The organism is Sulfitobacter indolifex (assembly GCF_022788655.1).
Lineage (GTDB): Bacteria > Pseudomonadota > Alphaproteobacteria > Rhodobacterales > Rhodobacteraceae > Sulfitobacter > Sulfitobacter indolifex.
Genome location: NZ_CP084951.1, coordinates 1,054,562 through 1,075,583 on the forward strand (window position 1 = coordinate 1,054,562; position 21,022 = coordinate 1,075,583).

General features: G+C 61.2%; 17 protein-coding genes and 1 riboswitch. Of the genes, 13 read left to right on the forward strand and 4 right to left on the reverse strand.

Annotation, left to right across the window (positions count from 1 at the left end):
• Positions 1-390, reverse strand: coding sequence for a hypothetical protein (locus tag DSM14862_RS05185; protein ID WP_040701086.1), 390 nt, complete (start codon positions 388-390; stop codon positions 1-3).
• Positions 391-431: 41 nt separating this feature from the next.
• Positions 432-1,433: an alkane 1-monooxygenase gene (locus DSM14862_RS05190; RefSeq protein WP_007119374.1), complete on the reverse strand. Its 1,002-nt coding sequence runs from the start codon at positions 1,431-1,433 to the stop codon at positions 432-434.
• A gap of 160 nt (positions 1,434-1,593) precedes the next feature.
• On the opposite strand from DSM14862_RS05190, the gene DSM14862_RS05195 reads away from it, so the two are divergent.
• Entirely contained in the window at positions 1,594-3,306 is a 1,713-nt protein-coding gene (locus DSM14862_RS05195) for an NAD(P)H-dependent oxidoreductase subunit E (protein WP_007119375.1), read from the forward strand.
• Positions 3,307-3,402: 96 nt separating this feature from the next.
• A complete protein-coding gene (gene ftsY / locus DSM14862_RS05200) occupies positions 3,403-4,788 on the forward strand; it encodes a signal recognition particle-docking protein FtsY (protein WP_007119376.1) in 1,386 nt (461 codons plus the stop codon).
• 33 nt (positions 4,789-4,821) lie between these two features.
• Here the strand turns inward: ftsY and DSM14862_RS05205 are convergent, their stop codons facing one another.
• Entirely contained in the window at positions 4,822-5,307 is a 486-nt protein-coding gene (locus DSM14862_RS05205) for an MgtC/SapB family protein (protein WP_007119377.1), read from the reverse strand.
• Positions 5,308-5,370: 63 nt separating this feature from the next.
• On the opposite strand from DSM14862_RS05205, the gene DSM14862_RS05210 reads away from it, so the two are divergent.
• The 6 genes from DSM14862_RS05210 (at position 5,371) to DSM14862_RS05235 (ending at position 11,447) form a co-directional block, all read left to right on the forward strand.
• Positions 5,371-6,273 (forward strand): DMT family transporter, encoded by a 903-nt coding sequence (locus DSM14862_RS05210; protein WP_007119378.1) that lies wholly within the window; start codon positions 5,371-5,373, stop codon positions 6,271-6,273.
• A 10-nt stretch (positions 6,274-6,283) separates the two neighbouring features.
• Positions 6,284-6,889 (forward strand): inner membrane-spanning protein YciB, encoded by a 606-nt coding sequence (locus tag DSM14862_RS05215; protein WP_007119379.1) that lies wholly within the window; start codon positions 6,284-6,286, stop codon positions 6,887-6,889.
• Positions 6,890-6,949: 60 nt separating this feature from the next.
• A riboswitch (SAM riboswitch) is annotated at positions 6,950-7,026 on the forward strand.
• A 65-nt stretch (positions 7,027-7,091) separates the two neighbouring features.
• The gene (gene metZ / locus DSM14862_RS05220) at positions 7,092-8,282 is read left to right on the forward strand and encodes an O-succinylhomoserine sulfhydrylase (RefSeq protein WP_007119380.1); all 1,191 of its coding nucleotides are present in this window, start codon (positions 7,092-7,094) and stop codon (positions 8,280-8,282) included.
• A 77-nt stretch (positions 8,283-8,359) separates the two neighbouring features.
• Positions 8,360-9,451 (forward strand): GTP cyclohydrolase FolE2, encoded by a 1,092-nt coding sequence (gene folE2, locus DSM14862_RS05225; RefSeq protein ID WP_007119381.1) that lies wholly within the window; start codon positions 8,360-8,362, stop codon positions 9,449-9,451.
• Between the two features lie 217 nt (positions 9,452-9,668).
• Complete coding sequence (locus tag DSM14862_RS05230) at positions 9,669-9,917, forward strand: hypothetical protein (protein ID WP_040700983.1); 249 nt, start codon at positions 9,669-9,671, stop codon at positions 9,915-9,917.
• An 81-nt stretch (positions 9,918-9,998) separates the two neighbouring features.
• Positions 9,999-11,447, forward strand: a complete 1,449-nt coding sequence (locus DSM14862_RS05235) for a TrkH family potassium uptake protein (RefSeq protein ID WP_007119382.1) — start codon at positions 9,999-10,001, stop codon at positions 11,445-11,447.
• 76 nt (positions 11,448-11,523) lie between these two features.
• On the opposite strand, the gene DSM14862_RS05240 is transcribed toward DSM14862_RS05235, so the two are convergent.
• Positions 11,524-13,413: a serine protease gene (locus DSM14862_RS05240; protein WP_007119383.1), complete on the reverse strand. Its 1,890-nt coding sequence runs from the start codon at positions 13,411-13,413 to the stop codon at positions 11,524-11,526.
• Between the two features lie 155 nt (positions 13,414-13,568).
• Here DSM14862_RS05240 and DSM14862_RS05245 point away from each other — a divergent pair, with 155 nt between their 5' ends.
• From DSM14862_RS05245 to ppdK, 5 genes are all read left to right on the forward strand, one after another.
• On the forward strand, positions 13,569-14,516 hold the full coding sequence (locus DSM14862_RS05245; protein WP_007119384.1) for a glycine--tRNA ligase subunit alpha: 948 nt from the start codon (positions 13,569-13,571) through the stop codon (positions 14,514-14,516).
• The gene (locus DSM14862_RS05250) at positions 14,513-15,028 is read left to right on the forward strand and encodes a DUF6446 family protein (RefSeq protein ID WP_007119385.1); all 516 of its coding nucleotides are present in this window, start codon (positions 14,513-14,515) and stop codon (positions 15,026-15,028) included. The genes DSM14862_RS05245 and DSM14862_RS05250 overlap by 4 nt, the downstream gene beginning before the upstream one ends.
• A gap of 83 nt (positions 15,029-15,111) precedes the next feature.
• Complete coding sequence (locus DSM14862_RS05255) at positions 15,112-15,927, forward strand: DUF1206 domain-containing protein (protein ID WP_243254329.1); 816 nt, start codon at positions 15,112-15,114, stop codon at positions 15,925-15,927.
• 92 nt (positions 15,928-16,019) lie between these two features.
• Positions 16,020-18,287, forward strand: a complete 2,268-nt coding sequence (glyS, locus tag DSM14862_RS05260) for a glycine--tRNA ligase subunit beta (RefSeq protein ID WP_040700987.1) — start codon at positions 16,020-16,022, stop codon at positions 18,285-18,287.
• A 44-nt stretch (positions 18,288-18,331) separates the two neighbouring features.
• Complete coding sequence (gene ppdK / locus DSM14862_RS05265) at positions 18,332-20,899, forward strand: pyruvate, phosphate dikinase (protein WP_007119388.1); 2,568 nt, start codon at positions 18,332-18,334, stop codon at positions 20,897-20,899.
• Positions 20,900-21,022 lie beyond the last annotated feature (123 nt).

Here is a 21,022-nt window from a genome sequence, read left to right on the forward strand (position 1 = left end):
CTACACCCCCACTTCGGGCCCAAGGCAAAGCAATGGGTCGTCCTGCTCTTCTGCCTCATAAAGCTCGGTCTGGGCGGGGTCGTTCTCGAACCGTGCCACCAATCCGCGCGGGCCTTTGCTAAAGCTCCAGCATTGGGGGGTGAGGTCGTCTTCGTACACAAAACAGATCAGCCCATCTGCCTCATACCAGTGCCCGTCCTTGCAGCGCCCATCTAGAAACGACCACTGCACGCGCCGGTTCTCGTGATAGATCTCGGCCCCGTAGGGCGCGCCGGATTTGCCGTAATAAAGTGTTTTACCCTTGGTATAGGTATTGAATTCTGTCGCCGACATCTCGGCCAGAGCGGACAGGGGCAGAAGGGCGCAGATCAGGGCGAGGGCATGTTTCATGATGCCAGCCTGCCAGAAGCCCGAGCGTCGCGCCAGTGAGATCAGCGGTGGCGCCAACGGGCGACACGGGCGTCCATCACCCGCCGCCAAAGCGGTGGGACAAGGGCGATCACCGCCATGATGGGCAGGGAATAGGGCAGTTTGGGCATCTCATGGGTCACTTCCAACGCGGGAAAGGCGCGGGCGGGGCGCATGTGGTGGTCCGAATGGCGCGGCGCGTTCAGCATCATCGCCGCAGAATACCATTTCGGCGCGTTCCAGCTGTGCTGCGGGCCAATCGGCTCAAACCGGCCATCGGCGCGCTGCTGTCGGCGCAGCCCGTAGTGCTGCACATAATCTGAAAGTATCAGCTGCATCTGTGCATAAGCGGCAAGGCCCAGATAGCTGAGCAGCCCGGGGACGCCGCCCAGAAGCAGCGCTGCGAGCAGAGCCAGCGCTGCACCGCCGAAGTAGACCACATAAGGATGCAGCCCGCGTGCCCCGACCTTGCGCGCTCGCTGCGCATTGTCGGCCCGCCACCCGGCGCGAAACTCGCCCCAGCTTGCGCTGAGTAGAAAGTGCCAAAACCCCATGCCCTTGGGGGCAGAATTTGGATCGGCGGGCGTAGCCGCCGCTGGGTGATGCACCCGTAGATGGGCCGAGACATGATGCCCATGCAACAAAGAGATATAGATCGCCGTGCCAATCCGTCGGGGCAATCGGCGCGGAGCGTGGATCAGTTCATGTGCGTTGGAGTTGCTGATTTGACCCAGAAACAGGCCGAGGGCGGCAAAGATCAGCGCGCGGTCCCAGACGTCAAGATGCGCCGCACCCCCAATCGCCCAGACCCCAAGCGGCAAGAGCAGGAAATGCGCGACAGCCAAAATCAGTGTCAGTGTCCGTCCAGAGCTATCGGACACGGCCAGCGCGCGGCCCAAACGGTCCATAAACGCGACATGCACCGTGATCGACAAAAGCGCCAGCGCAGGCCAGACCCCGCCCCAAAGGGCGGCAGCGGCGATCAGCATCGCCGGTGTCAAACTCGCGATCACATACCAAAGCATGCGCGTTCCCTTAATCGTGGTGCGCCTTGCGGCGTATCCGCGCCATTCTGCCCGCCGCGCGGCCTGCGCACAACGCAAACGCCTGCGGGATTGTCGCTTTTTGATCGCCGGGCTGCCTATGGATTTGTTACCAAGGCGGAAAGCAAGGTGGGGGAGCGACATGGCGCTGGATGATCACGACAAGGCTGCGGGGCAGGAACCGCAAAAAGGTGTCTGGAAATCCGGCAAGGGGAAGGGGCGGCATCACCCTAAGGGGCGGCAGTTGCAGGACGCGGCCTGGGAAGAGGTTCGCGCGCTTTTGGGCGAGCGCCCGCGGCGCCGTGATCTGCTGATCGAATATCTGCATCTCATTCAAGACCGCTTTGGCCATCTCTCAGCCGCGCATCTGCGCGCTTTGGCCGAAGAAATGCGTCTGTCGATGGCCGAGGTCTATGAGGTTGCCAGCTTCTACGCCCATTTTGACGTCGTGAAAGAGGGAGAGACCCCGCCGCCCGCGCTGACCATCCGTGTCTGCGATTCATTGTCCTGTGAATTGGCCGGGGCGCAGGCGTTGAAATCGGCGCTGGAAGAGGGGTTGGATCCTACGCAGGTCCGCGTGCTGCGCGCGCCTTGTATGGGGCGCTGCGACACCGCGCCGGTTCTGGAACTGGGGCACAACCATATCGACCATGCGACGCCCGAAAAGGTTCAGGCGGCGATTGTGGCACAAGACACGCATGCCCAACTGCCGGACTATGAGCCTTATCAAAGCTACATGAATACAGGTGGTTACGAGGCGCTGTTGAGCCTGCGCGCCGGCGGTGATTGGGGAGCTGTGCAAGAACAACTGCTCGAGGCCGGACTGCGCGGGTTTGGCGGGGCGGGTTTCCCTTCGGGCAAGAAATGGGGCTTCGTGCGGGCCAATCCGGGGCCACGATACCTCGCCGTGAATGGCGATGAGGGCGAGCCGGGCACCTTTAAAGACCGCTGGTATCTTGAGCGCACACCACATCTTTTCCTTGAAGGTATGTTGATCGCCGCATGGGCCGTCGAAGCGGAAAAAGTCTTCCTCTACATGCGTGACGAATACCCGGCGGTGCTGGAAATTCTGCGGCGCGAGATTGCGGCGCTGGAGAATGCGGGCGTAATCGCCCCCGGTTATGTCGATCTACGTCGCGGCGCGGGCGCTTATATCTGCGGCGAAGAAAGCGCCATGATTGAGAGCATCGAAGGCAAACGCGGCCTGCCACGTCACCGCCCGCCTTATGTGGCGCAGGTGGGGGTCTTTGGCCGTCCGACATTGGTGCACAACATAGAGACCCTGCACTGGATCGCCCGCATCTGCCGCGAAGGGCCGCAGGTGTTGAACGCGACCGAAAAGAATGGCCGCAAGGGGCTGCGCAGCTACTCGGTCTCAGGCCGTGTGGCGGAGCCGGGGATGTATGTGCTGCCCGCAGGCTCCACCATCACCGATATCACCGCGGCGGCGGGGGGCATGGCCGAGGGGCATGTTTTCAAGGCGTACCAACCGGGTGGGCCGTCCTCTGGCCTGCTGCCAGCGTCGATGAATGATCTGCCGCTTGATTTCGACACGCTGCAGCCGCATGGCTCGTTCATCGGCTCGGCGGCGGTGGTGGTGCTCTCGGAGCACGACAGCGCCCGTGCGGCCGCCCTCAACATGTTGCGGTTTTTCGAGGATGAAAGCTGTGGGCAATGCACGCCCTGCCGGGTGGGCTGCGAAAAGGCGGTCAAGCTGATGCAGGAAGATCGCTGGGACCAAGGGCTGCTGGAAGAGCTTTCGACCGCGATGGTTGATGCCTCGATCTGCGGGCTGGGGCAGGCGGCGCCGAACCCGATCCGGTTGGTGATGAAGCATTTCCCAGACGAAATCTGACCTCGACCCCTGCTGGCTGCAGTGATCTGACCCGGGCGCCCTTCCATCTGCGCGGGCAAGCCTATAGATCATGACAAAACTGCATGGGAGACGCCAATGGCCTTCTTCACGAAGCTCAAGGACCGCTTGTTTAAATCCTCGTCCAAGATCGACGAGGGGCTGGAGGCGATTGTCAGCGATGGCGGCGACACGGAGGCCGAGGCGGCCCCCGTAGACGCGGTGATGGACCAGCCCGGCGCGGCGTCAGATGTGATGCCCGACGGGCAGGATGACAGCGGCCCGATGCTGGCCGCCGAGCGGGACGGCGCTGAAGAGCCTGAGCCCGCACCGGAGCCTGACCTAGTCCCCACGCCCGGGCCGACGCCGGACCCGGTGACCATCCCCGACCCCGAACCGCAGCCCGCGCCCCCCGTGGAACCTCAGCGGCAGCCCGTGTCGGACCCGGAGCCCACGCCCGAACCCGAGCAGGTGCCGCCCGCTGTCGACCCTGAGCCAACTCCGGCGCCAAGCGAAGTTCCCCCCATCGATCTGCGTCAAGCCATGACCCCGGTAGCGCCTGCGCTGGACGAAGCTCCTGCCGATGCGGCCCCCGCCAAGCCGGGCCTTCTGGGCCGCCTCATGGGCCGCAACGCCGCGCAGCCAGTGGTGCGCCGCACGCTGGACGATGACATGCTCGAGCAACTCGAAGAGTTGTTGATCAGCGCTGATATGGGCGTTGATACCGCGTTGCGCGTCACCGCGAACATGGCCGAGGGGCGCTTTGGCAAGAAACTGTCGGTGGGCGAGATTAAACAGCTGCTCGCCACAGAAGTCAGCCGCATCATGGAGCCTGTGGCGCGGCCTTTGCCGATCTATTCCAAGACCCCGCAGGTGGTGCTGGTGGTCGGTGTGAACGGCTCGGGCAAGACCACCACCATCGGCAAGCTGGCCTCGCAATTCCGCGCAGCGGGTAAGAAGGTCGTGATCGCCGCAGGGGACACATTCCGCGCCGCTGCTGTTGAGCAATTGCAGGTCTGGGGTGAACGGGCGGGCGTGCCGGTGCTGACCGCAGCACATGGCAGCGATCCGGCGAGCCTTGCGTTTGATGCGATGGGCCGTGCGCAGGAAGAAGGGGCCGACTTGCTGCTGATCGACACCGCAGGCCGGTTGCAAAACCGGGGCGACCTGATGGAAGAGCTAGCCAAAATCGTCCGGGTGATCCGTAAGAAGGACGAGACCGCGCCGCACAACACGCTTTTGGTGCTGGACGCGACGACCGGGCAGAACGCGCTTAATCAGGTGAAGGTGTTCCAAGAGATTTCGGATGTCAGCGGTTTGGTTATGACCAAGCTGGATGGGACTGCCAAGGGCGGCGTTTTGGTGGCGCTGGCTGACCGTTTTGGCTTGCCGATCCATGCGGTGGGCGTGGGAGAGCAGATCGACGACCTGTCGCCTTTCGACCCGGACGAATTTGCCGCTGCACTGGTCGGAATTGATGCCTGACAATACCTCGGCCGTCGTGCTGATTGGCCCTGCTTACTCGTGGGTGCCGAGCATTTTCTCGATCTGGCGCAGGACCACGAGCACGAGCACCACGATCCCCGCCGTGAGGCACGCGAGCAAAATCTGCCCCGCACCGCAGGCAAGACCAATGGCCCCGGCCAGCCACATGGACGCCCCGGTGGTGATGTTGCGCACTTCGCCGTTCGAGGTGAAGATGATCCCCGCCGCGAGGAAGGCCACGCCGGCCGTGACCGCCTCGATCAAGCGCAGCGGGTCAAAGCGCATCTGGTCGCCTTTGCCGAATTCCAGACTGCCCAGTTCCTGCCCGATGATGATGAACAGACAGGCTGCGATGGCCACCAAGATATGGGTGCGCAGCCCCGCAGGCTTGTCGCGCCGCTCGCGCTCATACCCGACGACACCCGCCAAAAACGCCGCCATCAACAACCGCGCCGCAGCGACGGTGACGGGCACTTTGGAAAAGCTGTTGGTCAGGTCGGCGATCAGGCTTTCGAACATAGAATTTCCGATTGTTGAGAGGGCTTTCAAGGCTAAACTGCTCGCTGCGCCGGTGGTTCCGCAATGACCGAATGGCTCTTGTCGATCGAAGGCACGCCCGCGGGCCATACTGCGGCGCTCTGGCTGGCGCTGTCGGCGGCCTTTCTCCATGCGGTCTTTGGCGCGCTGCAAAAGGGGCGGCATGATCCGTGGCTGACACGCGGGGCAATAGATGTGTCCTACTGCGTGATGGCCGCGCCCTTTGCGCTCTTCGTCGTGCCGTGGCCCGAGCCGCATATGTGGCTGATCTTTCTCGGCGCTTTTGTCATCCATATGATCTACAAGCTGTTGCAGGCTTGGGCCTATACCAAGGGCGCTTATACGGTGGTCTACCCTGTTGTACGCGGGACAGGGCCGCTGTTTGCCGTGGTGGGGGCCTATTTGATCTTTGACGAGCGCTTCAACGCGGTGCAGTGGCTGGGCGTGGCTGTGCTGCTCAGCGGTATCTTCGGGCTGGCGGTTTATAATCTGCGCAATCTGGTTGCAGCGCGCGATACGCTGCACGCGGCATTGGGGCTGGCGGTGCTCACGGGCTTGTTCGTGGCGCTTTACACCACATATGACGCATATGGCATTCGCGCCACGGCTGATCCGTTCACCTTTCTCGCGTGGTTTTTCATGATCGACGGGCTTGTGATGCCGGTGATCGCATGGCGACGCTGGCACAGAATGGAGAACCCACCCGAGGTTGCCCCGTTAATGTTGCGCGGCGTTTTTGGCGGGTTCATCGCATTTGCGAGCTTTGGGTCGGTCATGCTGGCCACGCGGCTCGATAAGGTGGGCGAAGCGGCGGTGCTGCGCGAGACATCGACCGTCTTTGCTGCGCTGATCGGGGTGCTGGTGCTGAAAGAAACCGTCGGCCCGCGCCGCATTGCGCTGATGGCGCTGATCGCGGCCGGGGCGGTGATTGTTGAAATGGGCGGCTAAAGGAATAGGCATGTCAGAACCAAAAGAGATCAACCCAATGCTGCGCGCGGCGCTGGAATACGGGCCTGTGTTGGCCTTCCTCGTCGCCTATCTGTGGCTGAAGGATAACACCTACACCTTTGGCGGAACCGAATACGACGGCTTCATCGTCGTTACGGCGATGTTCGTGCCGCTTTTGGTGCTGTCGACCGGGGCGCTTTGGGCGCTGACGGGAAAGCTTAGCCGAATGCAGGTCGCCACCGTGGTGCTGGTGGTGATCTTCGGCGGGCTGTCGGTCTGGCTGAATGACGACCGCTTCTTCAAGATGAAGCCGACGCTGATCTATGTGCTTTTCGGCGGTCTGCTGGCCATCGGCCTGCTGCGGGGGCAATCCTACCTGAAATACGTCATGGAAGAGATGATGCCGCTGCGCGATGAGGGCTGGATGCTGTTGACCAAACGGCTGATGTTTTTCTTCTTCGGGCTGGCGCTGGCGAATGAGCTGATCTGGCGGTTCTTCTCGACCGACACTTGGGTCTACTTCAAAACCTTCGGCTTAACGGCCGCGATTTTCGTTTTCTTCATGGCGCAGGGCAAGTTGTTCGAGGCCTATGGTGAGAAGAAAGACCATAGCTGAGCGGCCAAATTCAACCCACCCCTTCGCGAAGTTATTGACCTGTAGCGTCACGCGGCGTACTTCGAGCCGCGTGGCGATTTGTTACCGGATTGTGGGCCACGTTAAACATGCCGCTAAAAGGTCAGGATGAAAGACCCCCTTTCGCTTGGCCGCGTCTGGGGTTTTTTTATGCCCGCAAGGTCGGGTCGGAAGGATGAGATACATGAGCAACGACCGTCACCCACGCACTCAAGCGATCCACGCAGGCACCCGCCGCAGCCAATACGGCGAGGTGAGCGAGGCGATCTACCTGACCCAAGGTTTCGTCTATGACAGCGCCGAACAGGCGGAGGCCCGGTTCGAAGAGATCGGCCCGGATGAGTTCATCTATGCCCGCTACGGCAACCCCACGGTCGCGATGTTCGAAGACCGCATCGCCACGTTGGAAGGGGCCGAAGACGCCTTTGCCACGGCCAGCGGCATGGCGGCAGTGTCGGGCGCGCTGATCTCGATGCTGAAGGCGGGCGATCATGTGGTATCCGCGCGTGCGCTGTTTGGTTCCTGTATCTATGTGCTCGAAGAAATCCTTGGCCGCTACGGGGTTGAGGTGACCTTTGTTGACGGCAGCGATCTGGACGCATGGGAGGCGGCGATCCGCGAGGACACCCGCGCCGTGTTCTTTGAATCCGTCGCCAACCCCACGCTTGAAGTGATCGACATCGAAGCTGTCGCCAAACTGGCTCATGCCAAAGGCGCGCTGGTGGTGGTCGACAACGTCTTCGCCACGCCGGTCTTTTCGCGCGCGATCTCGCAGGGGGCGGATGTGGTGATCTATTCGGCCACCAAACATATCGACGGGCAGGGCCGCGCGCTTGGCGGTGTGGTGCTGGGCAGCCGCGATTTCATCCGTGGCACGCTTGAGCCCTACATGAAGCACACCGGCGGCTCGATGAGCCCCTTTACCGCGTGGATCATGCTGAAGGGGCTTGAGACCATCGACCTGCGGGTGCGGGCGCAGGCGGCCAGCGCACAGGAGTTGGCCGAGGCGCTCGACGGGCATGCGGCGCTGGCACGGGTGCTTTACCCAGGCCTTGCATCGCATCCGCAGAACGCGCTGGTGATGCGGCAGATGGGGGCAGGCGGCACTGTGCTGTCGATCGACCTAAAGGGCGGCAAGGCGGCTGCTTTCGCGTTCCTGAATGCGCTGCAGGTGGGGGTGATTTCCAACAACCTTGGCGATGCGAAGACAATCGTGACCCACCCGGCGACGACGACGCACCAGCGCCTGCCGCAGGAAACCAAAGACCTTTTGGGCATTACGCCGGGCCTCGTTCGGGTCAGCGTGGGGCTGGAGTATACCGGCGATCTTAAGGCTGATCTGTTGCAAGCCTTGGATGCGGCGACGCAAGCCTAACCTGATGTGTCGCAGGCGCGGTGGCATTTTTGCCCCGCGCACCATACATTAGGGACGAAAGACCGGAGGGCCGCGCAATGAATATCGTGACTGAGATGTCCGAAACACCGGATCGGGATGCGGCAGAGGCCGCGCTCGCCACGTTGCGCGCTTGGGCCGATACGGCAACCCCTGCAGAGATTGCTGCGCTCGATCCAGCGATGTCGCAGATGTTGTCCTCTGCCGAGTATCCGGCGCTCAGCCGGGCCTACCCCGAAGATTTCACCGCCGGCGACAATTACCGCGCCAGCCTGCCTGATTTGCAAAACGGCCCATCAAGCCTGATCCGGGGCGCGCAGCAGTTGATCCAGCATGTTGGCATCTCGAACTTCCGCCTGCCGATCCGCTACCGCAGCCGTGAGGGCGGGGATTTGCGGCTTGAGACCTCGGTCACTGGATCAGTCTCGCTCGATGCCGAGAAGAAGGGCATTAACATGTCCCGCATCATGCGCAGCTTTTACCGCCATGCAGAGGCGACCTTTAGCTTTGAGGTGATCGAAGCGGCGCTGGACGACTATAAGACCGATCTGGAAAGCCTTGATGCGCGGATCCAGATGCGGTTCTCCTTTCCGATGAAGATCGCCAGCCTCCGTTCCGGGCTGACGGGCTATCAGTATTACGACATCGCGCTGGAGCTGGTCGAGCAGGACGGCGAACGTAAAAAGATCGTCCATCTCGATTACGTCTATTCCAGCACCTGCCCCTGTTCGCTGGAACTGAGCGAACATGCGCGCGAGACACGCGGTCAGCTGGCTACGCCGCATTCGCAACGTTCCGTCGCGCGCATCTCGGTTGAGACGCAGGACGAAGGCGATTGCCTGTGGTTCGAAGACCTCATCGAAATTTGCCGTCGCGCCGTGCCGACCGAGACACAGGTGATGGTCAAGCGCGAAGATGAACAGGCCTTCGCCGAACTTAACGCTGCCAATCCGATCTTTGTCGAAGATGCCGCGCGGCTGTTTTGTGAACAGCTTTTGGCCGACGGGCGGGTGGGCGATTTTCGCATCGTCGCCAGCCATCAAGAAAGCCTGCACAGCCATGATGCGATCAGTGTGCTGACCCAAGGCGGTACTTTTGCAGCGCAGAGCATTGATCCCAAGCTCTTTAATACGCTCTTCCACGTCGGTTGAAATTCGCCTTACGGTCCATTCACCTGCCGGCTGTTTGCACCCGCAGCAACATGCGTATCCGTTGTGAAATGCCCGCCGTAGTTTCTTTAATGTAAATTCCCCGTATTTTAGCCCTGCAAGCAACGCCCAGCCGCTATGCATAAACGTCGGTTCTGCTGCAACGCAGCATTGCCTATCTAATGGTCATCGAAATATTGGAAATTGCAAAGGCAATCAGATGACCTACCAGAGCACCGCTCATTCCGCCCACTCCGTCTCACCCCTCGAAGGGCTACGGCGCGCTGGCGCTGGTCTGCGCCGCTTTTTCGCTGGGATCGGCCATGGCATCATGATGGGCTCCACTGCCCACCGCCGGTTTGAACAGGTCCAATTCCTGCAAGCCAAAAGCGACGAAGACCTGGCCGCCCTCGGCATCAAGCGTGACGACATCGTTCACCACGTTTTCAAAGACCTTTACTACATCTAAGACGACACGGATCGGGGCCAAATCGCGCCCCGGTCCCGTCTCGGCTTGACAGCGACGAGCGGCCAAGCCAACGCTGCGCCCATGTTGGATATACGACCTGTCGGATATGTCGTGGGCCTTTTGGTGGCCGTGCTTGGCCTTGCCATGATCATCCCGATCTTGGTCGATCTGGCCGAGGGCCGGGGCCAATGGTGGGTTTTCGTCGAAAGCGCACTGATCACGACGTTGGGTGGCGGTATGATCGCCCTCGCCAGCGCCAATGGGGTCCGCGAAGGGCTCACCATCCAACAGACATTTATGCTCACCACCGGCGTTTGGCTGATGCTGCCGCTGTTTGGCGCGTTGCCGTTCATTCTGGGCGCGACAGAGGCGAGCGTCACCGACGCCGTATTTGAAGCCATGTCGGGTCTGACCACCACCGGTTCCACCGTATTGTCTGGCCTTGAGGAACTGCCCAAGGGCTTGCTTATTTGGCGAGGGATCCTGCAGTGGTTGGGCGGCATCGGTATCATCGTTGTCGCAATGGTGTTCCTGCCTGAATTGCGGGTTGGCGGGATGCAGATTTTCAAATCCGAATCCTTTGACACCTTCGGAAAGATCCTGCCGCGTGCGGGGCAGATCGCCACCCAGATTTCAGTGATCTACCTATGGCTAACGCTGGCCTGTATGCTGAGCTATCTTGCCCTTGGCATGACCACCTTTGACGCGACGGTTCATGCGCTGACCACCGTCTCAACAGGCGGCTTTTCGAACTACGATGCGTCGTTCAGCGCCTTCTCTGGCCCGGCCGAATATGTTGCCGTGGTTTTCATGATCCTCGCGGCGCTGCCGTTCGTGCGCTACGTGCAGTTGATCAACGGAAACCCGGTAGCGCTGCACCGTGATCCGCAGGTGCGGGGCTTTCTGTTGACCGTGGCGTTTCTGGTGGGGGTCGTCTTCCTCGTTCTGCGCAGCGGTTTTACCTATGAAAGCGAGCGGATGCTGCGCGAGGCACTGTTCAACATCACCTCAATCATTTCGGGCACCGGCTATGCTTCGGCGGACTACATGCAATGGGGTGCCTTCGCAGTGGCACTGTTTTTCTTCATCGGGCTGATCGGCGGCTGTGCGGGCTCGACCACCTGTTCGATCAAGATCTTCCGCTACCAATTGCTCTTTGCCTCCATCCGCGCACAGCTGCGGCGGATCCGGTCGCCGCATGGCATCTTTACCCCGCGCTATGATGGCCGCCCGGTGGGGGGCGACGTGCTGAGCTCGGTGATGTCGTTCTTCATGTTCTTCGTGGTGTCACTGGGGCTGATCTCTGTCGCGCTTAGCCTCACCGGGCTGGATTTCGTCACATCCATTTCGGGTGCTGCGGCGGCACTGGCCAATATCGGGCCGGGTTTGGGGCCGATCATCGGACCGGCGGGGAACTTTGGCAGCCTGAACGACACGGCGAAATGGATCCTGATCATCGCGATGTTAATCGGGCGGCTGGAACTGATGGCGGTCTATGTAATGTTTACCTCGAAATTCTGGCGCGCTTAAAACGCGAAAGGGCGGCACCTTTGGCACCGCCCTTTGCGTAATCGATCAAACGGGACAAAGACCGCCCCGCGCTTCGTTATTCCCAGCAGCTGACCAATACAGTCATGCCCTGCGCCCGAAGCGTCAGGTCGCGGGGTGCGATGGGGCCGGTGGTGCCCTGAGCCATACTGCTGCCCAGCCCTGCCTCCTGCGCGGCCTTAAGGATGACACTTCCGTCGAGAGCAAAGCTCACGTCTTCGGGCAGTTTGCGGTCCCCTTCCGCGCGGGGCAGCAACATGCCAACGACATGGCCGTTCTCGTCAAAGACAGGCCCACCTGCATCGCCGGGCTGTGTTTTGACCGCCAGCCGCTTAAGGTTCTCATCACCGTTCAGCCCTTTCAGGTCTGAAAGGGCGCCGAAGGTCAGTGTCGCAGCACTCAGCACACCCTCATAGGAATACCCCGCGACCGAAACTTCTGATTGCAGGCGCGGCGCGCGGTTGCTGAACTCGGCCACGGCCAGTGGGGCCAGACGGCTTGCGGGTTTCAACAGGGCAAGACCGCGCGCGTCGTCCGTGGCAACGACCGTGGCATCGGTATCGGCGTCCAGCGTCACGCGAGAGCAGGAGGCCACCACTTCGCTCGTCGTCACGACCGACCCGTTGTCGTCGATGAAAAAGCCGCTGCGGGCGATTTTAGGCTGGCGGATTTGCAGCCCTGCAACCAGATCAATCGCCTGTGCGTCGTTGTTGCCTGCGGTGGCGTCGAGCACGCCGGGCAGGCGGGTCAAGCTTTTGGACATTTCAGCCAAAACGCGGCGGCGGCGGTCTTCGTCCCCGGCGGGCCAAATCAGGGTGAAGCCTTTGATCTGACCGTCTTCCAGCGACACCTGCGTCTGGCTGATGATGCTGCCGTTCTCGCCGATCAACTCGAATGAGTCGCGCGCGCGCTCGCGGGGTCCCTCAAGCGGCACGATCTCAAGCGTTTGCATGATGTCGTAAAGACCATAGAGCGTATCCCGGTTTCCGGGTTGGCTGATTAACAGCACCCGCGCGCCAACATTGCCGCTGGCGTCATAATGTGCAAAAGGCGGCTCATAGCGGGCGAATTCGACCTCGGCTGTGGGCATCATGATCTCGATCCCGGCTTTGTCGTCGCGCACCATTTGCAGGCCCAAACCGTCCAGTACGGCATTATACTGCGCGATCAGCGCTGCCCGCTGTCGGGTGGTCAGCACGCCGGTTTGGTCATAACCATTCGCGGCCTGCCACGCCCCCATAGACGCGCGGGTGCCCCGGCCAAAAGCACCATCAATTGCCGCATCGTAAAAGCCAGCCCATTGCAGAGCGACCTGAAGGTCTTTGCGCTCTTCACTCGAGAGGGATTGCTCGGAGCGGCGCGCCTCTGCCGGGGTCTCATCCGGTTTTGGAGGTTCAGGAGCGGCGACGGTTTCGATCTCGGCCTCAGTCTCAGTTTCGGTCTCAGCGACAGGCGTTTCGCCTTCGGCCTGCGCGTCAGCTGGGGCAGTCGGATCAAGCGGGGTTGTCGTGACTTCAGGTGTGGTGGTCCCTGTGCTGGTTTCCGCTTCACCTTCGGGGGTCACGCCTGCAGGCGCGTCGGTCTGGCCAGTTTCGAGTACATTGGCACCAACCGGCCAGAACTGCTGGCGAAAGCGGCTTGATTGCTGAATGAAGCTATCACGTGGTACCAGACCATCACGCACATAGCTGCGCAGCACCAGTTCGGCATCCGCGCGGCTATAGGGCCCCACGGCGATACCGTACCACCCGCCGCCCAAAGAAAAGCCGTTCACATCATCCAGAAGGGTTTCATAGGCGCGCGCGCGATCTGTGGCCTCTGCCAAAGACGGTTGCGCCTCGATCTGTACCCAAACGACATCCTCTGCCGATTGCGCCCGTGCAAGCCCGGCCCAAGACAGGCTCAGGGCCAAAAACATCGCCACGGGGGCAAAAAGAAATCGCTTCATCGTCACTCAACTCTCGCAAAACCAAATCCGAGCCAGATTACGCTGGAAAGCAGCTTAAATGCCATGGGAAAGGGGCTGAATTTCTCACAAAGCTGCGATTGACCCCCATGGATTGCAGACGTAGGAAAGGCGCGCATCATTAAGGGGCAATCACCATGTCTGACGCGGCGCAGAAACCACGCTCTTTTCAAGAGATCATCCTTGCCTTGCAAAGCTACTGGGCGCGCCATGGCTGTGCGATCTTGCAGCCCTACGACATGGAAGTGGGCGCGGGCACCTTTCACCCGGCCACCACGCTGCGCAGCCTCGGCAGCCAACCTTGGGCCGCGGCCTATGTGCAGCCCTCGCGCCGCCCCACAGATGGGCGCTATGGTGAGAACCCCAACCGGCTGCAGCATTACTATCAGTTTCAAGTGCTGATCAAACCGAGCCCGCCCAACCTGCAAGAGTTGTACCTTGGCTCGCTTGAGGCCATTGGCATAGACATGGCGCTGCATGACATCCGCTTTGTCGAAGATGACTGGGAAAGCCCAACGCTGGGCGCGTGGGGTCTGGGTTGGGAGGTCTGGTGCGACGGTATGGAAGTCAGCCAGTTTACCTATTTCCAACAGGTCGGCGGTCACGACTGTCACCCTGTCTCGGGCGAGCTGACCTATGGGTTGGAGCGTTTGGCGATGTATGTGCTGGGCGTCGATCACGTGATGGACATGCCCTTCAACAGCCCTGACGCGCCGATCCCGCTGACCTATGGCGATATCTTCAAACAGACCGAAGAAGAATTCGCGCGCTGGAACTTTGACACCGCCAATACCGAAGTGCTGCTGGATCAGTTCAACGAGGCGGAGGCGCATTGCCAGTTCATTCTGGAGCAACCTGCCGAAGACCCCAAGACCGGCAAACGCATCGTCATGGCGCATCCGGCCTATGACCAGTGCATCAAGGCCAGCCATATCTTCAACCTGCTCGACGCGCGCGGCGTGATCTCAGTCACCGAGCGGCAGGCTTACATCGGGCGCGTGCGGGCGCTGGCCAAACAATGCGCCGATGCCTTCGTGCAGACCCGCGCGGGCGGGTGGACGCCCGAGGCGGACAACGCGGCATGAGCGGCAAGATTGTTGGTATTGTGATCCTTGTATCTGCGCTGATCGCCGGCGCTGCCCTTTATTACCTGCAGATCTATGGCTTTTACGATGACGTGCCTGACGCGCAGGTCGAACTGGTTTCGCTTACCACCCAAGAACCGGAAGAGATCGCCGCAGACAATCTACAAGCCATTGACGCTGATAGCTCTCCCATCCGGTTTCGCGCCTGTTTTACGCATGACTTAAGCCTCGCCATGGCGACCGAGACCTATGAGATGACCGACCACACCGATCCGCGTAACGCGCCGGGCTGGTTCGATTGCTTTGATGCCGCAGCCATTGGGGCTGAGATTGAGGCAGGCACAGCGCTGACCTTCCTTGGGGCCAAGAACGTGCACTATGGGGTCGACCGGATCGTGGCGCTGACCGATGACGGGCGCGGCTATATCTGGCACGAGCTTAACGACTGCGGTGAAAAGTCTTATGACGGCACCGTGATCGGCGAGACCTGCCCGGAGCGGCCTGAGAACTAAAATAGATAAGGCACCGCGCTGAAAATAGCGCGGAACCTTTTCCCTGCGCCGAACGCTTGTCCTCCAATAGAATGGGGGCGCACGTGTCAGACAAATCACATGAAGGACTAAAATGGGTTATGCGGGCGGGCTACGGCGCGCGGGGCGTAATCTATATGATCGTTGGCGGGCTGGCCTTGCTGGCAGCGTTCAAATCCACCCAAGCCTCGGGCACGAAAGATGCGTTGGCCGCACTTCGCGATGAACCCTACGGCGTGCCGGCGTTGTTTGCCATCGGCCTTGGCCTGTTGGCCTATTTGGTTTGGCGCGTGACGGCTGGCGTGAAAGACGTAGAAGACCACGGCACCGATGCTGAGGGTCTGTTTGCACGACTGGGGCAAATCGTTACCGGGCTGATCCACGGCGGTATTGGTATCTCGGTTCTGGCCTTGGCCATGAGCGGCAAAAATTCCGGCGGCAGTTCGGCGCAGGACTGGACGCAAAAGCTTATGGCGATGCCTGGTGGGCGCTATATCGTGGCCGCTGGCGCGCTGATCCTATTGGGCGCAGGGGTCTATTACGCCTACAAGGGGTGGAGCGGGAAATATAAGGGCCATCTGGCGCGCACGCATTTCACCGAAAGCATCGACCCGGTCGTGAAAATCGGCCTTGTCATCTACGGCGCAATCTTGGGGCTGGTCGCCTTTTCGCTGGGCTATGCGGCGCTGACGGCCAATCCAGAACAGGCCGGTGGTCTGGGCGAAGCTTTGCAAAGTCTGCGCGGCATGGCCTTTGGGCAGTTCCTTTTGGGGGGCGCAGGTCTGGGGCTGATTGGCTTTGCGATCTATAACTTCGTCGAAGCGGGCTATCGCGTGATCCCGAAATTCTCCGATCCCGATATCCGCACCTTGTTGGATTAAACGCAGGGCGGGGGGCTAGACCCTCCGCCTAGCACTCGTTATCCAAGCCCCCGATGAGACGCCGCCACCGCGGCAAGAATTGGGGGCCGCCCGTGCCAGATCTGCTGATTGAACTTTTCTCCGAAGAAATCCCTGCGCGGATGCAGAAACGTGCGGGTGAAGACCTGCAAAAGCTGGTGACCAATGGCTTGGTCGAAGCTGGCCTGACCTACGGCTCCGCTGCCGTCTTCACCACACCGCGCCGCCTGACGCTGGCGCTTGGCGACATGCTCGCCGCCAGCCCGCGACAGGTCGAGGAACGCAAAGGTCCCAAAGCTGACGCGCCGGAAAAGGCCATCGAAGGGTTCTTGCGCGGGGCAGGTCTCACCCGTGATCAGCTTGAGGAACGCGATACCCCCAAAGGCAAAGTCTTTTTCGCCAAGATCGAAAAGCCGGGCCGTCCGGCGGCCGAGATAGTGGCCGAGGTGCTGGAACAGACGATCCGCAATTTCCCATGGCCCAAGTCGATGCGGTGGGGCACCGGCAGCCTCAAATGGGTGCGTCCGCTGCATTCGATCCTTTGCATCATCAACGACGAGGCCGGCGCCGAAGTTGTGCCGCTGACGGTTGACGGCATCACCGCGGGCAACACCACGCGCGGCCACCGGTTCCTTGCGCCGGGTGAGATCGAGGTCGCAGGTTTCGAGGACTATCAAACCAAACTCGCACGCGCCTCCGTCGTACTCGACCCCGCCGCACGTGCCGATACGATCTGGAACGACGCGACCAATATGGCCTTTGCCGCCGGGCTAGAGGTTGTCGAAGACGCGGGCCTGTTGGCTGAAGTCGCAGGCCTTGTGGAATACCCGGTCGTGCTGATGGGCCGGATTGGCGAAGATTTCCTCGGCCTGCCGCCGGAGGTTTTGCAGACCTCGATGAAAGAACACCAAAAATTCTTCTCGGTCCGCAACCCGAAGTCGGGCCAGATCGAACGCTTTGTCACCGTCGCCAACCGCACCACCGCCGACGATGGCGCCACGATCCTTGCGGGCAATGAAAAGGTGCTCGGCGCGCGTCTGTCGGATGCGAAGTTCTTTTGGGACAACGACCTGCGCACCGTCACCGCCGAGGGCGGCATGGCGACTTGGGTCAAGGCGCTGGAAAACGTCACCTTCCACAACAAGCTGGGCACCCAAGCCGAGTTGATCGACCGTATGGCGACCTTGTCGCGTGAGCTTGCCCCGCTGGTCGGGGCTGATGCAGATGAGGCCGAACAGGCGGCGCGGGTGGCCAAGGCCGATCTCAGTTCCGAGATGGTCTATGAGTTCCCCGAATTGCAGGGTTTGATGGGCAGCTACTATGCGCGCAAGGCCGGGCTGTCGGATGCTGTGGCAGACGCGGCAAAGGACCACTACGCGCCGCTCGGGCCGTCCGACGATGTGCCGACCGCGCCGGTGTCGATTGCTGTGGCTTTGGCCGAGAAGATCGACAAACTGACCGGGTTCTGGGCGATTGATGAGAAGCCGACCGGAAGCAAGGATCCCTTCGCGCTGCGGCGTGCGGCTTTGGGGGTCATTCGGATTTTGGTGGAGAATGATGTGAGCCTTGCGGTATTGGAAAGCGGTATTTGGCCTGCGATACAATCGCACCCGTTCCCTTTCGCTGATGTTCTGCGAAAGATTGAAGACCATGAAGGCTTGTTGGCAACTCTGCGTGGAGGCAAACTGCCTATCGGACCGATTGAAATGGATCGCGACGGAGAACTGGTTCAAAAAATCTCTGATCTAGCAATCGCTGAACAAGAGGCTACTCGTGCAAAGTTGTTCAGTATCCTAGGAAATCTTCATTTCAAGTCTAGTGACCTCCTCTCCTTCATCCACGACCGCCTGAAAGTCTACCTCCGCGATCAAGGCATCCGCCACGACATCATCGATGCCTGCATCGCCATGGACGGCAGCGACGATCTGACCCTCTTGGTCAAACGCGCCCGCGCCCTTTCGGAAACGCTGAAAACCGACGACGGCGAGAACCTGATCCAAGGCTTCAAACGCGCCAACAACATCCTCAGCCAAGCTGAAGAGGCCGATGGCGTGGAATACTCCTTCGGCGCTGATCCGAAGTTTGCCGAGACGGAGGCCGAGAAAGACCTCTTCGCGGCGCTGGATAAGGCCGAGGCCAAGATCACCCCGGCGATGGCAGCGCAGGATTTCTCGACAGCAATGGCGGCCATGGCCGAATTGCGCGGGCCGATTGATGCGTTTTTCGAGGCGGTGCAGGTCAATGCCAACAACCCGACCGTGCGACGCAATCGGCTTAATCTGCTAAGCCGCATTCGCACCATCTGTAGCGCCGTGGCCGATCTGACCAAGCTCGACGGGTAAGCGGGGCAGGGGCAAGATCACTTGCCCCTTTTGCCTTAACCCCTATGCTGCATCTGAATGTTGAAGGTGCCGCAGTGCAGAATGACCCGAATACCACGCTGGTGACCCCCACCGCGCCGATCGCAAATGACACCCACGGCGGGCGGGCGAAATGCTTGCAGCGGTTGGTGCGGCTTGAATTGCCGGTGCCGTCCACCGTGGCGGTTTCCTTTAATGCGGTGCAACAAATTGCCCGCGGGCAGTTGCCCGATGTGCAGGCGGTGGTCGATCAATTCCCCAAGGGGGCGTTGCTTTGTGTGCGTCCCTCCAGCCAAGACCCCGATTGGGGCGGGCCGGGGGCGGTTCTGAACATTGGCATCAATGACGCGCTGTTTGAAAATTACGCCAAGACCATTGGCGAAGGTCCGGCGGCGGCGCTTTATTCGCGCTTCGTGCAGTCCTATGCGGTCAATGTTGCCCGCCTTGACCCCGATATGTTCGACGATGTGAACGGCGATGGCCGCGCGGCGCTGATGGAGTCGCTGCGCGCCTATGAGGCCGAAACAGAAGAGCGTTTCCCCCAAGACCCAGCGACGCAATTGGCCGCCGTGCTGCGCTCTATGGCGCGGGCGTGGAATGGCACTTCAGCGCGGCTGTTGCGACAGGCCAAAGGCGCGCCTGCGGATGCCGGGCTGGGGCTGATCGTGCAAGAGATGGCATTTGGTGTGGGGCAAGGGCAGTGCGGTTCGGGCGTATTGCAACTGGTCGACAGTGACACCGGCCTGCCGCAGATCACCGGGCGCTACCTCAGCCAAAGCCAAGGCCGCGATGCGCTCGAAGGCGATGCGGCGGCGATGTATCTTACCCGCGATCCGCGCGGACCGTCGCTGGAAGAACTGGTGCCCGAAGCTTTTGCCGAGTTGAAAGAACACGCGGCTCTGATGCGCAAACGCCTGCGCGCCGAGATGCAGGTCGAGTTTGTGATCGACCAAGGCAAGCTGCATATTCTGGATGGCGTAAAAGTGGCGCGGTCTTCCCGCGCGGCGGTGCGGATCGCGGTGGCGCTGGCGGATGAGGGGATCATCAGCCGCGAAGAGGCGCTCATGCGGGTGCAGCCGCGCACGCTGTCAGAATTGCTCCACCGCCAAGTCGATCCAAGCGCCAAGCGCGATGTGATCGGGCGCGGCATCGCCGCAAGCCCCGGCGCCGCCACCGGGCGGATCGTCTTTTCCGCCAGTGACGCGCAGGCCAGCGCCGCGCGCGGCGAGCCTTGTATCCTTGTACGGCGCGAAACATCGCCCGAAGACATCCGCGGCATGCACGCGGCCCGCGCGGTGCTGACCGAGCGCGGTGGCATCACCAGCCATGCGGCGGTGATCGGGCGCGGCATGGGGCTGCCTTGTGTAGTGGGCGCGACGAACATGCGCTTTATCGTGACCCAACGGCAGATCATTGCCCCCGATGGGCGGGTCTTTGTTGAAGGCGACCAGATCACCGTGGACGGTTCTACCGGGCAGGTGCTAGCCGGGGCACCCCAGATGCAGGAGGCCGCACTTGATGATACCTTCACCCGGCTGATGGGCTGGGCCGAAGATGTGGCCGACATTGGCATTCGCGCCAATGCCGATACGCCTGCCGATGCGCAGACCGCGCGGAACTTCAACGCCCATGGCATCGGGCTGTGTCGGACCGAGCATATGTTTTTCGAGCCCGGCCGCCTGACCGTGATGCGCGAGATGATCTTTGCCGAAAGCGGTGAGGATCGCCGCGCCGTGTTGGAACGCCTGTTGCCCATGCAGCGCGATGATTTCACTCAGCTATTCCGCATTATGCAGGGCCAGCCCGTCTGCATCCGCCTGTTCGATCCGCCCCTGCATGAATTCCTGCCATCGGACAAAGCCGGACAACGCGAACTCGCCGAGGCGCTTGGGCTGCAGATGTCTGACGTGACGCGGCGCGTGGCTGCGATGACGGAATATAACCCGATGCTGGGCCTACGGGGCGTGCGTCTGGGGGTCACGGTGCCTGAGATCTATGAGATGCAGGCACGCGCGATCTTTGAAGCGACCATTGAGGCCAGCCGGGATGGCGAGCCGGTGGTGCCCGAGATCATGATCCCACTGGTCAGCGCCCGGCGCGAGGTGGAACTGGTCAAGGCGTCGGTCGATGCCGTGGCCGCCGCCGTGCGCAGCGAGCGTGATGCGAGCTTTACCTATCGCCTTGGTGTCATGGTCGAGACCCCGCGCGCCTGTTTGCGTGCCGAAGAGATCGCGCCGCATTGTGCTTTTCTCAGCTTTGGCACCAATGACCTGACGCAGATGACCTATGGATTGTCGCGCGATGATGCAGGGCGGTTCATGTCGAATTACGTCCAACAGGGGGTCTATCCCGAAGATCCGTTTCACGTGCTCGACACCGATGGGGTGGGCGAATTGCTGCAATTGGGTGCCGAACGGGGCCGAAAAGCGCAACCTGGGATCACGCTTTCGATCTGTGGAGAGCATGGCGGGAACCCAGAATCGATCGCATTTTGCCGCGAATCGGGCTTCGATTACGTTTCTTGCTCGCCATTTCGCGTTCCGGTTGCACGTTTGGCCGCGGCCCAACTCGCAATCGCCCACAAGATCGGGTAGGGGCGGCGGGCAACGGCCCAACTTATACCATAATTCGGCGGGTTTCTGCACATAATGCCCGGTTGGGTTTACCGCGAGGAACCTTTTGGCTATCCGCCCCGCAGCCCTAACAATGATGCGAGG

Bases quoted from the DNA above. Each gene is read 5' to 3' on its own strand.
- DSM14862_RS05185 (WP_040701086.1), bottom strand. From the start codon at position 390: ATGAAACATGCCCTCGCCCTGATCTGCGCCCTTCTGCCCCTGTCCGCT.
- DSM14862_RS05190 (WP_007119374.1), bottom strand. From the start codon at position 1,433: ATGCTTTGGTATGTGATCGCGAGTTTGACACCGGCGATGCTGATCGCC.
- DSM14862_RS05195 (WP_007119375.1), top strand. From the start codon at position 1,594: ATGGCGCTGGATGATCACGACAAGGCTGCGGGGCAGGAACCGCAAAAA.
- ftsY (WP_007119376.1), top strand. From the start codon at position 3,403: ATGGCCTTCTTCACGAAGCTCAAGGACCGCTTGTTTAAATCCTCGTCC.
- DSM14862_RS05205 (WP_007119377.1), bottom strand. From the start codon at position 5,307: ATGTTCGAAAGCCTGATCGCCGACCTGACCAACAGCTTTTCCAAAGTG.
- DSM14862_RS05210 (WP_007119378.1), top strand. From the start codon at position 5,371: ATGACCGAATGGCTCTTGTCGATCGAAGGCACGCCCGCGGGCCATACT.
- DSM14862_RS05215 (WP_007119379.1), top strand. From the start codon at position 6,284: ATGTCAGAACCAAAAGAGATCAACCCAATGCTGCGCGCGGCGCTGGAA.
- metZ (WP_007119380.1), top strand. From the start codon at position 7,092: ATGAGCAACGACCGTCACCCACGCACTCAAGCGATCCACGCAGGCACC.
- folE2 (WP_007119381.1), top strand. From the start codon at position 8,360: ATGAATATCGTGACTGAGATGTCCGAAACACCGGATCGGGATGCGGCA.
- DSM14862_RS05230 (WP_040700983.1), top strand. From the start codon at position 9,669: ATGACCTACCAGAGCACCGCTCATTCCGCCCACTCCGTCTCACCCCTC.
- DSM14862_RS05235 (WP_007119382.1), top strand. From the start codon at position 9,999: ATGTTGGATATACGACCTGTCGGATATGTCGTGGGCCTTTTGGTGGCC.
- DSM14862_RS05240 (WP_007119383.1), bottom strand. From the start codon at position 13,413: ATGAAGCGATTTCTTTTTGCCCCCGTGGCGATGTTTTTGGCCCTGAGC.
- DSM14862_RS05245 (WP_007119384.1), top strand. From the start codon at position 13,569: ATGTCTGACGCGGCGCAGAAACCACGCTCTTTTCAAGAGATCATCCTT.
- DSM14862_RS05250 (WP_007119385.1), top strand. From the start codon at position 14,513: ATGAGCGGCAAGATTGTTGGTATTGTGATCCTTGTATCTGCGCTGATC.
- ppdK (WP_007119388.1), top strand. From the start codon at position 18,332: ATGCTGCATCTGAATGTTGAAGGTGCCGCAGTGCAGAATGACCCGAAT.